General features: G+C 63.1%; 13 protein-coding genes. 4 read left to right on the plus strand and 9 right to left on the minus strand.

Going from position 1 to position 13,569, the window contains the following annotated elements:
• Positions 1–75: 75 nt before the first annotated feature.
• Both E4M07_RS18645 and E4M07_RS18650 read right to left on the minus strand, forming a co-directional pair.
• A complete protein-coding gene (locus E4M07_RS18645; RefSeq protein ID WP_136659888.1) occupies positions 76–1,044 on the minus strand; it encodes a tripartite tricarboxylate transporter substrate-binding protein in 969 nt (322 codons plus the stop codon).
• A 100-nt stretch (positions 1,045–1,144) separates the two neighbouring features.
• Positions 1,145–2,209 carry an ABC transporter substrate-binding protein gene (locus E4M07_RS18650; protein ID WP_136659889.1) on the minus strand — a complete coding sequence of 355 codons (1,065 nt, stop codon included), beginning with the start codon at positions 2,207–2,209 and terminating at the stop codon, positions 1,145–1,147.
• A gap of 74 nt (positions 2,210–2,283) precedes the next feature.
• Between E4M07_RS18650 and E4M07_RS18655 the strand changes: the two genes are divergently transcribed.
• The 4 genes from E4M07_RS18655 (at position 2,284) to E4M07_RS18670 (ending at position 5,992) form a co-directional block, all read left to right on the plus strand.
• Positions 2,284–2,958 carry a response regulator transcription factor gene (locus E4M07_RS18655; protein WP_136659890.1) on the plus strand — a complete coding sequence of 225 codons (675 nt, stop codon included), beginning with the start codon at positions 2,284–2,286 and terminating at the stop codon, positions 2,956–2,958.
• Positions 2,955–4,346 carry a sensor histidine kinase gene (locus E4M07_RS18660; RefSeq protein ID WP_136659891.1) on the plus strand — a complete coding sequence of 464 codons (1,392 nt, stop codon included), beginning with the start codon at positions 2,955–2,957 and terminating at the stop codon, positions 4,344–4,346. Before E4M07_RS18655 ends, E4M07_RS18660 begins: the two co-directional genes overlap by 4 nt.
• Before the next feature lie 82 nt (positions 4,347–4,428).
• The gene (locus tag E4M07_RS18665) at positions 4,429–5,535 is read left to right on the plus strand and encodes a twin-arginine translocation pathway signal protein (RefSeq protein WP_246660502.1); all 1,107 of its coding nucleotides are present in this window, start codon (positions 4,429–4,431) and stop codon (positions 5,533–5,535) included.
• Complete coding sequence (locus E4M07_RS18670; RefSeq protein WP_136659892.1) at positions 5,528–5,992, plus strand: MarR family transcriptional regulator; 465 nt, start codon at positions 5,528–5,530, stop codon at positions 5,990–5,992. Before E4M07_RS18665 ends, E4M07_RS18670 begins: the two co-directional genes overlap by 8 nt.
• On the opposite strand, the gene phoB is transcribed toward E4M07_RS18670, so the two are convergent.
• From phoB to phoR, 7 genes are all read right to left on the minus strand, one after another.
• Positions 5,974–6,657, minus strand: coding sequence for a phosphate regulon transcriptional regulator PhoB (phoB, locus tag E4M07_RS18675; protein WP_136660011.1), 684 nt, complete (start codon positions 6,655–6,657; stop codon positions 5,974–5,976). The two genes, E4M07_RS18670 and phoB, sit on opposite strands and share 19 nt — an antisense overlap.
• A 45-nt stretch (positions 6,658–6,702) precedes the next feature.
• The gene (gene phoU, locus E4M07_RS18680; protein ID WP_136659893.1) at positions 6,703–7,437 is read right to left on the minus strand and encodes a phosphate signaling complex protein PhoU; all 735 of its coding nucleotides are present in this window, start codon (positions 7,435–7,437) and stop codon (positions 6,703–6,705) included.
• Between the two features lie 22 nt (positions 7,438–7,459).
• On the minus strand, positions 7,460–8,278 hold the full coding sequence (gene pstB / locus E4M07_RS18685) for a phosphate ABC transporter ATP-binding protein PstB (protein ID WP_136659894.1): 819 nt from the start codon (positions 8,276–8,278) through the stop codon (positions 7,460–7,462).
• A gap of 85 nt (positions 8,279–8,363) precedes the next feature.
• Positions 8,364–9,659: a phosphate ABC transporter permease PstA gene (gene pstA / locus E4M07_RS18690; protein WP_136659895.1), complete on the minus strand. Its 1,296-nt coding sequence runs from the start codon at positions 9,657–9,659 to the stop codon at positions 8,364–8,366.
• Positions 9,659–11,029 (minus strand): phosphate ABC transporter permease subunit PstC, encoded by a 1,371-nt coding sequence (gene pstC, locus E4M07_RS18695; RefSeq protein ID WP_136659896.1) that lies wholly within the window; start codon positions 11,027–11,029, stop codon positions 9,659–9,661. Before pstC ends, pstA begins: the two co-directional genes overlap by 1 nt.
• Before the next feature lie 57 nt (positions 11,030–11,086).
• Complete coding sequence (locus E4M07_RS18700) at positions 11,087–12,124, minus strand: PstS family phosphate ABC transporter substrate-binding protein (RefSeq protein ID WP_136659897.1); 1,038 nt, start codon at positions 12,122–12,124, stop codon at positions 11,087–11,089.
• A gap of 177 nt (positions 12,125–12,301) precedes the next feature.
• Positions 12,302–13,567 (minus strand): phosphate regulon sensor histidine kinase PhoR, encoded by a 1,266-nt coding sequence (phoR, locus tag E4M07_RS18705; RefSeq protein WP_136659898.1) that lies wholly within the window; start codon positions 13,565–13,567, stop codon positions 12,302–12,304.
• Positions 13,568–13,569: the final 2 nt, after the last annotated feature.

The raw sequence follows: 13,569 nt of genomic DNA on the forward strand, positions 1-13,569 counted from the left end.
GCCGTCCTCAAATCCGGCGGGGCAGCGCTGGGCGGCCCCGCCGTGGTTTTGTTCTTTGATCCGACGCGACGGCGCTCAGAGGAAGCCGAGTTCCTTCATCAACCCGCCGACTTCCTCTTCCTGCTGCTCCAGGAAGGTCGAGAAGTCGTCGCCCGGGTTGAAGATCTCGACCCAGCCGTTGCGGTCGCGCACGGCCACCCATTCGGGCGTCGCGTACATGGCCTCAAGCGCGGCGATGTACTGGGCCTTCTTGTCGTCCGGCAGGCCGGGTGCGGCGAAGAAACCGCGCCAGTTGACGAAATTGGTGCCGGCCGAGCCGGATTCGTCGCAGGTCGGCGTGTCGGGTGCAGCGTCAAGCCGATTCAGCGCCGTGACGCACAGAATGCGGACTTCGCCCTGGCGGGCAAGTTCCAGCGCCTCGCCCAGGCCGGTGGTCAGGGCCGCGATCTCGCCGGAGAGCAGGCCAGCCATGGCCTTGCCGCCGGCATCGTACGGAATGTACTTCACGTCAGTCGGGTTTTCGCCGGCATTCTTCATGACGAGGGCGGCGACCAGATGATCCATGCCGCCAGCCACGGAGCCGCCTCCGATAGCGATCTTCGCGGGGTCCGCCTTGTAGGCGTCAACAAGCCCGCCAAGGTCCTGGATATCGGAGTTCTTGCCGACGACCATCGCGCCGTAGTCACCGATGATTCCGGCGATCGGCGTCAGGTCGCGGAACGACTGCGGAAACACCTTCTGCAGGGACCGGATGACGATCGGCGTCGAGTTCACCATCAGGGTGCCCTGGTCCTTGGTCTCGATGATATGGGCGATGGCCTTGCCGCCGCCGCCGCCCGACATGTTCTCGTAGGACGCCGATCCAACGATGCCGGACTTGGTCAGCGCCTCGCCGGTACCGCGGGCGGTGCCGTCCCAGCCGCCGCCTGCGCCGCCCGGAATCAGGAACTTGATCTCATCGACGGTCTGCGCCTGGCCGAGACCGGCCGACGCGCCGAGCGCAAATACGGTTACAGCGAGCGCCGCTGTCAGTTTCTTAAGCATGAGGTCCTCCCAGAAATGCTCTTTCCACGCCCGAGGGCGGGCGTGAACCAAGCAAAGCAGGAAAAGCTGTCATGAAGCTGACACGCAACGCACCGGCGGCCTATTTGGTACGCAACGCCTCGTTCCACCGGGCAATGAACCGGGCGCGCTTGACCTGGTCCAGGTAGACGACAAGGCCGGGGCTGATCGAGATCGGCCGCAATTGCGCGCCGTAGCGCGCCCGCATGGCCGATGCCGTGTTGGGGCCCTCCACGTCGGGATGCAGTGCCGGCAGGCGCACGTCGCGCGCCATGATCGTCTGGCCCTCGCGGGACATCAGGAACGACAGCATGGCTTCACCGAGTTCCGGATGCTCGGCCGCCTGCGGCACCATCGCGATGCGCGACATGATGACGGTGTAGTCTTCCGGCAGGATGATGCCGAGATCGGGTTTGCTGCTGGCCCAGCTCTCGGCGTAGGAGCCCAGAATGTTGTAGCCAAGCGCAAAGCGCCCGTCGGCGACACGGTCTAGAATGGCGGAAGAGTTCGAATAGAGCTTCACACCGGACGCACCGAAGGCCGAGACAAGCTCCCAGATATCGCGGTTGTGCTCCCGGTCGCGGGCAAGGAACAAGAAGCCGAGGCCGGCGCGCTCCACGTCATAGGTCGCGATGCGGCCGTAGAGCTCCGCTTCGGATGTCTTCAGAAGTTCGATCAGTTCGGCGCGGTTACGCGGCACATCCAAACCCTCGAAGCTCGGCTTGTGGTAGACAATCACCGATGGCTCGAATGTCAGCCCGAAGGCCGCTCGCCGCCAGGCCGCCCAGTCCGGCCAGCGTGCGATGTCGATGCCGGAAACCGGTTGAGCGTAGCCGTCGTTGACCAGCTTGACCTGCAGATCCATGGCCGATGAGATCACCAGATCCGCGGTTTTGCCGTCTTCGTCGGTTTCGCGGATGACACGCTCGTAAATATCCAGCGACTGCGCCTCGTCGTAAATGACAGTGACGTCCGGGTATTGCTTCTGGAAGCCCTCGATGAGCGGGCGCGAGACAACCTCATCCAGGGTCGAATAGACCGTCAATGTCCGGTCCGGATCGGGTTCGCCCGACGCCGGATTGTAGGTCTCGGCGCGGGAGGCGCTGACCGCAGCCAGGAGACACAGGATGAGCGTGACAATGCGCATCCGCCGACATTGCCCGGCAATTTGTACATTCACAAGAGGCAATTGAGTATCTAACCTCTGGTCGCGGAGGAACCATGCGCATCCTGATCGTGGAGGACAATCGCAAGCTTGCCGAAGGGTTGAAGACCCTGCTGTCGGAGAGCGGCTATGCGGTCGACTGCGTTGTCGACGGCGATTCAGCGCTGTCGGCGGCGCGGGCGCTCGACTACGATCTCGTCGTTCTGGACCTCAGCCTGCCGCAGATGGACGGGCTCGAAGTGCTGCGCGAGATGCGATCGGACCGGATTGCGGTTCCCGTCCTTATACTGACCGCGCGCGACGGGCTCGAAGACCGCATCCGCGGCCTTGATCTCGGTGCCGACGACTATCTGACCAAGCCGTTCGAATGGGGCGAGCTGGAGGCGCGCGTCCGGGCCCTGATCCGGCGCTCCACGGCGGTGCGCACCTCACTGATCGAGGCCGGATTGATCACCTTCGATCTCAGGAGCGGACAGGTGTTTGCCGGCGACACGGCCCTCGAAATACCGGCGCGGGAGACCGGCGTGCTGCGCGCACTGCTTCTGGCCAATGGGCGGATCCTGAGCAAGGGGCAGCTGATCGAGTCGCTCAGCAGTTTCGAGGAGGACATCAGCGAGAATGCCATCGAGCAATATGTCAGCCGGCTGCGGCGGCGACTGTCCGATCACGGCGTGTCGATCAAGGCGGCGCGCGGTCTCGGCTATTATCTGCGGACGGCGGACGAGAAGTGACAGAGCACGCATCCCGGCCGTCCTACTCCCTGCGCACGCGCCTTTTGCTGTGGCTGCTTGTGCCGCTTGTCGTGATCGGCCTGCTGGCACTGTTCGATTCCTACCGGTCGGCACGCGAGACCGCCGACGAGATCGCCGACCGCGTCCTGGCGGGATCGGCCCTGGCCATCGCCGAGCGGATCTTCGTCAACGACGACGGGCTTCTCGAAGTGGACATGCCTTATGTCGCGCTGGAGATGCTCACCTCTTCCGAGGAGGACCGCGTCTTCTACCGCATCGAGGGCGGCGGTTCGGAATTCATCACCGGCTACCGGCAGCTCGCCGTCCCGGATGCGTTCGACAGGAGCGAACGGAACCTGCGCTTCGCGGATGCGCGCTTTCGCGATGTTCCCATTCGCATGGCTGTGCTGAACGACGCGGCCGCCTCCGACACCGTATCCCTCGCCTATCGGGTGATCATTGCCGAGACGACCAACGCGCGCGCCAAGATGGCCCGCGACATCCTGCTACGATCGGCGCTGCGGCAGGGCCTGCTCATCTTCACGGCGGCGCTTGTCGTCTGGTTTGCGGTAACGCGCTCGCTGCGGCCGCTCTACCGCCTGCAGGAAGCGGTCGGGCGACGCAGCCCAAACGACCTGAGACCCATCGAGCACCGCGTTCCCGGCGAGGTGAGTGGCCTCGTCGCGACCATCAACGATCTCGTCAAACGCTTCGGTTCGTCCATATCGGCACTGCGCAACTTCACTTCGAATGCGAGCCATCAATTGCGCACGCCGCTCACCGTCATGCGCACCCAGCTTGAGCTTGCCAGCCGCGCAAAAACCGAGGCCGACCGCGAAAAGGCGCTGAAGGAAACGGACAACGCAATCGGCGAGGCCGAGCGCGTGCTGTCGCAATTGCTGGTGCTCGCGCGGGTCGATTCGACAGCCCGGGACGATCTCGCCCGCCACCGGTGCGACATCGCGACGATCAGCCGGGACATCTGCGAGGACCTGATTTCCGGCAACCTGCCGGCGGATATCGATCTCGGCTATGAGGGTCCCGAGCGGCTGGAAATCGCCGGTGACGAGGTGCTGACGCGTGAAATGATGCGCAATGTCATCGACAACGCCATCGTCCATGGCGGCCGCCCCATCGAGATCACCATTAGGGTTCGCCGGGAAAATGGCGGGGTCACCATTGAGGTCGAGGACAGCGGCACCGGTGTCGATCCGAAGCAACTGAAGAATGTGCTCAGCCGGTTCCAGCGCGGCTCCGGCGGCTCCGAGGGCAGCGGCCTCGGGCTTGCCGTCGCCAAGGAGATCGCGGAGCTCTTCGGTGGACAGTTGGAGCTGGCCGCGCCTCTGCAGGGCGGATTTCTGGTGCGCATGCGCTTTCGCACAAGCTGAATACGCGGTCCTGCCTTCCCCTGCCTTGAATTTAGTTCGATATCGTATTATATAGTACGAAATCGAACTAAAGGAGATTGACATGTCCATCAGCAGACGCAAGGCACTGGCGATCATGGGCGGCGGCACCATTCTCGCGGCGACCGCCGCAACGGGCCTTTTCGCGGCAACCCGGCGCCCGGGGCGGGCGCTGGCGCCCTGGTCCATGGCGGGGGAGCCGATCGAGCCGCGCCGGCACGCCCTGTCCTACGCGATCCTCGCGCCGAATCCGCATAACCGCCAGCCCTGGCTGGTCGAGCTCAAAGGCGCGGATACGGTGATCCTGCACCGCGACATGGCCCGCGACCTTCCCGAGACCGATCCCCATTCGCGGCAGTTGACCATCGGTCTCGGCTGCTTCCTCGAACTCATGGCGATTGCCGCGTCGCAGACCGGACATGCCGTCGACCTGGACGTCTTTCCGGACGGCGAAGACGGCCCGGTCGCCGTCGCCCGCTTCCGCGAAGGCGCAGACGCCGATCCGCTCTTTGCGCATGCTCTCGAACGCCGGTCCTGCAAGGAGCCCTACAGCGACCAACAGGTGCCGGCCGACCTGGTCGCAAGGCTGAAACCGCTTGCCGACATAAGGACCGATCCGCAGGAGGTTGCGGCGATCCGCGACCTGACCTGGAAGGCATGGGAAACCGAGGCGTTCACACCGCGCACGATGCAGGAGAGCGTCGACCTGATGCGTTTCGGCAAATCCGAAATCAACGCCAATCCGGACGGCATCGATCTCGGTGGACCTTTCCTCGAAGCGCTCATGTTGGCCGGTGTCCTCAGCCGAGAGGCGCAGAGCGACCCGGAATCCGCAGGTTTCAAGGAAGGCGTGCGGATTTACCGGGAAATGCTGCACGCCACGCCGGCCTACGCGGTCGTCACCACGCCGGGCAACAGCCGCGCCGACCAGATCGACGCCGGACGCCGATGGCTGCGGCTGAACCTGACGACGACGGCGCTGGGCCTGTCGCTTCACCCGGTCAGCCAGGCGCTGCAGGAGTTTGCCGAGATGAAGCCGCATTACGACGAGGCGCACAGGCTGCTTGCGGACACTGGCCATACCGTGCAGATGCTTGGTAGGCTCGGATTCGGACCGGCCGTCCAACCCTCTCCCCGATGGCCGCTGGAGACCCGGATAATCGATGGATAGCAAAACGCTTTCGCTCTATTTCAGCCTGTTCAACGAAGTCGGCATTATCGCCCAACTCAGCCGTGCCCTTTTCGAGGCGCGGCTGCCGAAGGGTTTCCTCGTCTCGCATTTTTCGGTGCTCAACCACCTGATCAGGGTCCGGGACGGACAGACCCCCTTGCAGATCGCAAACGCCTTCCAGGTGCCGAAGACCACGATGACCCACACGCTGTCGGTGCTCGAAAAGCACCGCCTCATCGAAATGCGGCCCAACCCGCAGGACGGCCGCAGCAAGTGCGTGTGGCTGACCGAGAGCGGACGCGCTTTCCGCGAGGACGCCATCGCGCGCATGGGCCCGGACATGGTCGACCTTGCCGCCCACTATTCACCCGAATTCGTCGGCGAGATCGTTCCGAAACTCGGCGAAATCAGAAAATTCCTGGACGCGCGGCGCGACGATCAGTTTTCGAGCGAATAGCCAGCGCCGCGCACCGTGCGGATGACGTCGCGCATGTTGGAGAGATTGAGCGCCTTTCTCAGCCGTCCGACATGCACGTCCACCGTGCGCTCGTCCACGTAGATGTCGTGACCCCAGACACCGTCGAGGAGCTGCGAGCGCGAGAACACGCGGGTCGGCGACGTCATGAAGAATTCGAGCAGCCGGAATTCCGTCGGCCCGAGCTTGATCTCGCGGCCGCGCCGGTACACGCGATGGGTCTCCCGGTCGAGCTCGATATCACCGCTCTTAAGGACCGTTGAAATCGATTCCGGATTTACACGGCGCAAAAGCGCGCGCACCCGTGCCATCAGTTCCGGCGTCGAGAACGGCTTGACGACGTAGTCGTCGGCGCCGGTCGACAGGCCGCGCACCCGTTCGCTCTCCTCGCCGCGCGCCGTCAAAAGAATGATCGGAAGCCGTTCGGTCTCCGGCCGCACCCGCAGCCGGCGGCACAATTCGATGCCGGACAGGCCGGGCAGCATCCAGTCGAGGATCAAGAGGTCCGGCACCCGTTCCTGGAGCTTGATCTCGGCCTCATCGCCACGCAGCACGGTTTCAACCTCGTAGCCCTCGGCCTCGAGATTGTAACGCAGCAGGACGCTCAGCGCCTCTTCGTCCTCAACGACGGTAATGTGCGGTGCTATCCCCATATCAATTCTCCAGTGGCAGCCAAATCATTGACGCTCACCTTACTCCTCGGCTCCCACGGTCGCCGTCTCGTCATCCTTCGGCCGGTCCGTTGAGAGCTGATCGCCTGTCGCGATGTAATAGACCACTTCAGCAATGTTGGTGGCGTGGTCGCCAATACGCTCGATGTTCTTGGCGCAGAACAGCAGATGCGTACACGCGGTGATGTTGCGCGGATCTTCCATCATATAGGTCAGCAGCTCGCGGAACAGGGAGGTGTAGATCGCATCGATCTCATCGTCGCGATCGCGAATGGAATTGGCCAGTTCAGCGGAGCGCTGGGAATAGGCGTCGAGCACCTCCTTGAGCTGCGTAAGGGCCAGCTCTGCCAGATGGTCGATGCCGCGAACCAGTTTTTTCGGCTGGGACATGCCCTGAACGGCAAGAACGCGCTTGGCGATATTCTTCGCCATATCGCCGACCCGTTCCAGGTCGGCGGCGATGCGGATGGCGCCGATCACGTCGCGAAGGTCGGCCGCCATCGGCTGCCGCTTGGCAATGATCAGCACAGCTTTTTCGCCGATCTGCCGCTCGGCCTCGTCGAGGAGCAGGTCGTCCGAAATCACCTTCTGGGACAGAGCCGCATCGGCGTTCACCAGCGACACGACGGCCTCCTCCAGCATCCGCTCGGCAACGCCGCCCATTTCGGCGATGCGGCGGACAAGATACTGAAGATCCTCGTCGTAGGACGTGACGATATGCGCGGCGAGAGGAGCCTGGTTGGATTCGTCGGTCATGATCGTTCCTGTATGTTGCGCCTCAGCCAAAACGGCCGGTGATGTAATCCTGGGTGCGCTGATCATCCGGATTGGTGAACATCTTGTCCGTGTCCCCCTCCTCGACAAGACTGCCGAGATGGAACATGGCCGTGCGCTGCGAAACACGCGCCGCCTGTTGCATGGAGTGGGTGACGATGACGATCGTGAAATTCTCGCGCAGCTCGTCGATCAGTTCCTCCACCTTGGCGGTGGCGATGGGGTCGAGCGCCGAACAGGGCTCATCCATGAGGATCACCTCGGGACTGACCGCGATGGCGCGGGCAATGCACAGGCGCTGCTGCTGGCCGCCCGAGAGGCCGGTTCCGGGCGCGTTGAGGCGGTCCTTGACCTCCTCGAAAAGGCCGGCCTTGCGCAGGCTCGTCTCGACGATTTCGTCGTAGTCGGCCTTGCTGCTGGCCAAGCCGTGGATGCGCGGACCGTAGGCAATGTTCTCATAGATCGACTTCGGAAAAGGGTTGGGTTTCTGGAACACCATGCCGACGCTGGCGCGCAGTTCGACCACATCGACCGATGCGTCGTAAACGTCGGCGCCGTCAAGCGTGATGCTGCCCTCGACCCGGCACCCGTCTATGGTGTCGTTCATCCGGTTGAGACAGCGCAGGAAAGTGGATTTGCCGCAGCCGGACGGCCCGATGAGCGCTGTGACCTGGTTCTTGCGAATGTCCAGGTTCACGTCGTAGAGGGCCTGCGAGTCGCCATAATAGACGCAGACCATGCGGCCCTGCATCTTGATCGACGGCTGTGTATCCACGTTGGCGCCAACCGCTTCTTCAACCGCTGCTTCAGACATCATGTTCATCCTCAAGACCCCGTATATCCGGTTTTTGCACCCATAACGGACGCACGCAACCGCGGCATTCAAACATTACGCAAGCGACCCGCCGCTACCAACGGCGCTCGAACCGGTTTCTCAGGAACACGGCAAGCCCGTTCATGAGAACCAGAAAGCCGAGCAGCACGAGAATGGCGGCGGACGTGCGCGAGACAAAGCCGCGCTCGGGACTGTCCGCCCAGATGTAAATCTGTGTCGGCAGCGCGGTGGAGGCGGAAAACACACCCTCCGGCGGGCTGGTGATAAAGGCATTCATGCCGATCAGCAGCAGCGGCGCCGTTTCGCCAAGCGCCTGGGCAAGGCCGATGATCGTGCCGGTCAGGATCGTCGGCATGGACAGCGGCAGCATGTGGTGCAGGATCGCCTCGTGCCGCGATGCGCCGATGCCGAGCGCCGCCTCGCGGATCGACGAGGGAACCGAGCGCAGCGCCGCGCGGGTGACGATGATCATCGTCGGCAGGGTCATGAGGGACAGCACCATGCCGCCGACCAGCGGCGCCGAACGCGGCAGGCCGAACCAGCCGAGGAAGACCGCCAGGCCAAGGAGACCGAAGACCACGGAGGGAACCGCGGCGAGATTGTTGATGTTGATCTCGATGAGGTCAGTCAGGCGGTTCTTCGGCGCGAACTCCTCGAGATAGATCGCGGCCGCGATCCCCACCGGAAAGCTGATCAGGAAGCAGACGAGCAGCGTCCAGAAAGACCCCGAGATCGCACCGGCCAGGCCGGCGAGTTCCGGGAACCGGGAATCGGAATTGAAGATCAGGCCCCAGTTGAACGGCTTTGACACGATGCCCGACGCCTGAAGGTTGTCGAACCAGCCGATCTGCTGGTTGCTGACGCGGCGGCGGTCTTCGGGCGTGTCGCGCGATATCTGCCCCTTGGCGAACTGGTCGAGCGGATCGGAGAACGGTACCTCGAACTGGAAAGTCTTGCCGATCAGGTCCGGATTGGCGATCACGTGATCGCGGACCAGGAACGGCGCGGACGACGTGAACATCCGGAAATAGGCCCGCCGGTCGGAACGCGGGATTTCCGTCGGCTCCAGAGCCAACAGCGAGCCCCGCACGATGCGGCGCCAGGGCGCGCCCATGAGATCGTCGGCAGAAACATCCGCGGACGTCAGGTCGATGGTCACGCGTGCCTTGGTCTGGATGAAGGCCGACGCACCGGTGTAGAGCAGCGACGCGACCAAAAGCACGAGAAAGCCGAGGGCGAATACGATCGCGGCCATGCCGCAGCGCTGCAGCCGGCGATCGGCGGCGTAGCGCTTGCGGCGGCGTGCCGCCATTTCGGGAGATTTCCACGCCGGGCGCGGAATGGTCGGTGTCTCAGCCGCGTTGGACATTAGTACTTCTCCCGGTACTTGCGAACGACACGCAGCGCGATCAGGTTCAGGAACAAAGTGATGATGAAGAGCATCAGACCGAGCGCAAATGCGGCAAGCGTCTTCGGATTGTCGAATTCCGAGTCGCCGATGAGCAGGGTGACGATCTGGACGGTCACCGTGGTCACCGAGTCGAGCGGATTGACCGTCATCTTGGCGATCAGGCCCGCCGCCATGACGACGATCATCGTCTCGCCGATGGCGCGGCTCAATGCCAGGAGAACGCCGCCGACGATGCCCGGAAGCGCAGCCGGCAGCAGAACCTTGCGGATGGTTTCGCCCTTGGTGGCGCCGACGGCGAGCGAACCGTCACGGATCGCCTGCGGGACGGCGGCGAAGGCGTCGTCCGACAGGGACGAAATGAACGGTATCAGCATGATGCCCATGACGCCGCCGGCGGCGATCGCGCTGTTGGGCGCCACATCGAGGCCGAGGCTGAGGCCCGCTTGGCGCAGCGCCGGCGCGACGGTCAGCACGGCGAAGAAGCCGTAAACCACGGTCGGAATGCCGGCCAGGATCTCCAGCATCGGCTTGACGACGGCACGGAAGCGCGGCGAAGCGTATTCGGTGAGATAGATCGCCGACAGAATGCCGACCGGCACTGCGACGGCCATGGCCAGGGCGGCGACAAGGATGGTGCCGACGAAAACAGGGATCGCCCCGAATGCGCCCTGACCGGCGATCTGGTCCTCGCGCAGCGGAATCTGCGGCTCCCAGCGCAGACCGAACAGGAAATCGGTGACCGGAACCCGCTGGAAGAACTGAAACGCCTCGTAGAGAAGCGAGGCGACGATGCCGATCGTCGTCAGGATGGCGACCGTCGATGCGAAGATCATGAAGATCGTCACCGAACGCTCGAAGCTGTGGCGTGCCAAAAAGCGTTTCGAAACCGAGGTGACCGCCAGCGCGGCGCCGGCCAGCGCGATAATCACCACCGCAGCCCCGAGCAGTATATTGGCCGTCGCGTTCAGCGACCTGATTTGCTCGACCGCCGCCGTGATCTCCGGGGTCGGCTCGCGGAAAATGTTGCCGACGGCCACCTGCCTGATCTCGCTGATCAGAAGGTCGCGCTCGGAGCCGGTCATCGCGTCGGCACCGGGATAGGCGCTCATCAGCATCATGTCGATGACCGAGCCTTCGAACAGAAGCCAGAGGAGAATGAAGATAAATGCCGGGACGGCCGTGTAAACGAGGGCGTTGAGACCGTGGTAGATCGGCCGGGAATGCAGGCCGCGGGTGTCGTCTCCCGCAACGGCGACGGCCCGCCGCGATGCGACGAAATAGGCGATGACCGCCGCGATCACTAGAAAGAGAACCAAATACGCGATCATGTCGCCCCCTCACCCGTAAATTGCCCCGGCCGAGGGCCGGGGCAATTGCTGCAAGGCTTACATGGACAGTTTCGAAGCGTTCAGGACATTGTCCTGGACCTGCTTGCGGGCCGTGTCGTCGAGCGGCGTCAGGCCGCGCTCGGCGAGGTAGCCGTCCGGCCCGAGAGCGTCCTCGGACATGTACTCGACGATGAAGTCCTTCATGCCCGGGATGACTTCGCGGTGAGCGTTCTTGACATAGAAGAACAGCGGCCGCGAAACCGGATAGGAACCGTCGGCGATCGTGTCGAAATCAGGTGCGACGCCGTTGATTTTGACGCCCTTGAGCTTGTCGGCGTTCTCGTAAAGGAAGGAATAGCCGAAGATGCCGATGGCATTCGGATCGGCCTCGAGACGCTGAACGATCAGGTTGTCGTTCTCGCCGGCTTCGATGAACGGACCGTCCTGACGCATGCGCGAGCACTTTTCCTTCCAAGTAGCCTTGTCGGCCTTCTTCAGGTCCTTCATGCCGGCAAGTGCGTTGCAGCCGTCGTGCATGGCAAGCTCGACGAAAGCGTCGCGCGTGCCGGAGGTCGGGGGAGGACCGAAGGCGACGATCGGCGCGTCCGGCAGGGAAGCGTCGACGTCCGACCATTTCTGGTTCGGGTTGGCGACGAAGCCGCCGTTGCCATCCGGAAGCTCGGCAGCAAGAGCCCTGAAGATCTGCTCTTCGGTCAGGTCCCAGTCGGTGTCATTGCTGCGCGACACAGCGATGGACAGGCCGTCATAACCGATCAGGGCCTCGGTGATGTTGTCAACGCCATTGTCGGCGCAGAGCTTCTTTTCCGAGTCCTTGATGGCACGCGAGGCACCGGTGATATCGGCATGGGCCGGACCGATGCCGCCGCAGAACACTTTGAAACCGCCACCGGTTCCGGTCGATTCGACAACCGGAGCAGCGTTGCCCGTCTTGTTTGAATATTCTTCCGAAACAGCCTGCGTGTACGGAAATACAGTCGAAGAGCCGACGATCTTGATCTGGTCGCGGGCCGCGGCAGCGCCCGTGAAGGCGGCCGAAGCCACCAGGACGGCAGCGGTTACTTTAAGGGTTTTCATAAAATCCTCTCCCCTCAGTAGGGTCTGTTGATGCGTCCAAAATGACGCAGCCCGTAGGTCTACCGGCACCCGACTTTTACCAGCCGGCTCAACGCAGTTTTATGACAGAACCATTACAAGTTTGTGACATGCTATAATATTGTTTTTATTATATAATATAATCGTCTTAAATCCGGTTCATCGGCCTGAAACGTTGAATTTGACAATGAATTCCGATCCCTCGCCGACGGTCGAATGAACCACCAGCCTGGCACGGTGGCGGGTCAGGATATGCTTGACGATGGCAAGCCCGAGACCGGTTCCCTTTTTCGACCGGCTCGCTTCGACGCTGACCCGGTAAAACCGTTCCGTGAGCCGCGGCACATGCTCGCGCGGTATGCCCGGGCCATAGTCCTTGATACTGACTTCAACGCCCTTGCCGGCGGCATCGGCAGGCGTCATGGTCACGTCGATCCACTTGCCGCTCTGGCCGTATTTGCAGGCATTTTCGATGAGATTTTCGAAGACCTGGATGAGTTCGTCGCGATCGCCGGTCACGATCAGCGGCTCTTTCGGCGCGTGCACCCGGATCGCTACGCCCAGATCCTCCGCCAGCGGCCTGAGCGAATCCGAGATGTGGTCGATCAGCGGCACCAGGTCGACCTCGTCGGTCGGCACCATGTGCGCCTTGAGTTCAAGGCGCGACAGGGACAAAAGGTCGTCGACAAGCCGGGTCATGCGGCCGGCCTGTTCGAACATGATCTTCAAAAACCGGTCGCGCGCTTCCGGATCGTCCTTGGCCGGCCCGCGCATGGTCTCGACAAAGCCGGAAAGCGAAGCCAGGGGCGTGCGCAGCTCGTGGCTGGCATTGGCGATGAAATCGGAACGCATGCGGTCCATGCGGCGCGACTCGCTCTGGTCGCGGAATGTGAGCATGTAGAGTTCGCTGCCGCCGCGCATGTCGGCGATCTCGGCCATCGGCGCAATGCGCACGCGAAACCAGCGCTCGGACGGCACTTTCTCGACATGTTCGATGGAATTGGTGCCGCCCGACGCCATCGCCTTGCGCACCATGTTCAGGATCGCCGGCGAGCGCAGGAGCGACGACAGGTGGGCGCCTTCCTTCATCGGGCCGAACTGCTGCACCGCCGCGCGGTTCAGGTATTTCAACGTGCCGCCGGGCGCCAGGATAATCGCCGGATCGTCCAGCGCCTCGCAGGTGGTGAAGACAATCGATTCCAGCGGCGCGCGCCCCTCCTGACGCAGCATCCTCTCGCGCTTGCGCGCGGCGCGCGAGCGCGTCGGCATGCCGGCCGCAACAAACACAAGGGCGAGCCCGAGAAGCGCCTGCCAAAGCGCGACCGGCGTGAACAGCGAGGCAAGCAGCGCCAGAACGGCGGCGACCGCAAGGATAAAGCGGGCATCATAGAGACGCTGTACTATTCTCTGGACCTGTTCCTGCATGC

The organism is Nitratireductor sp. XY-223, from assembly GCF_004959855.1.
GTDB lineage: Bacteria > Pseudomonadota > Alphaproteobacteria > Rhizobiales > Rhizobiaceae > Hoeflea_A.

Coding starts and splice junctions, on each gene's coding strand:
- phoR (WP_136659898.1), bottom strand. CDS start 13,567: ATGCAGGAACAGGTCCAGAGAATAGTACAGCGTCTCTATGATGCCCGC.
- pstB (WP_136659894.1), bottom strand. CDS start 8,278: ATGAACATGATGTCTGAAGCAGCGGTTGAAGAAGCGGTTGGCGCCAAC.
- E4M07_RS18665 (WP_246660502.1), top strand. CDS start 4,429: ATGTCCATCAGCAGACGCAAGGCACTGGCGATCATGGGCGGCGGCACC.
- E4M07_RS18655 (WP_136659890.1), top strand. CDS start 2,284: ATGCGCATCCTGATCGTGGAGGACAATCGCAAGCTTGCCGAAGGGTTG.
- E4M07_RS18645 (WP_136659888.1), bottom strand. CDS start 1,044: ATGCTTAAGAAACTGACAGCGGCGCTCGCTGTAACCGTATTTGCGCTC.
- pstC (WP_136659896.1), bottom strand. CDS start 11,029: ATGATCGCGTATTTGGTTCTCTTTCTAGTGATCGCGGCGGTCATCGCC.
- E4M07_RS18650 (WP_136659889.1), bottom strand. CDS start 2,209: ATGCGCATTGTCACGCTCATCCTGTGTCTCCTGGCTGCGGTCAGCGCC.
- E4M07_RS18700 (WP_136659897.1), bottom strand. CDS start 12,124: ATGAAAACCCTTAAAGTAACCGCTGCCGTCCTGGTGGCTTCGGCCGCC.
- pstA (WP_136659895.1), bottom strand. CDS start 9,659: ATGTCCAACGCGGCTGAGACACCGACCATTCCGCGCCCGGCGTGGAAA.
- E4M07_RS18670 (WP_136659892.1), top strand. CDS start 5,528: ATGGATAGCAAAACGCTTTCGCTCTATTTCAGCCTGTTCAACGAAGTC.
- phoU (WP_136659893.1), bottom strand. CDS start 7,437: ATGACCGACGAATCCAACCAGGCTCCTCTCGCCGCGCATATCGTCACG.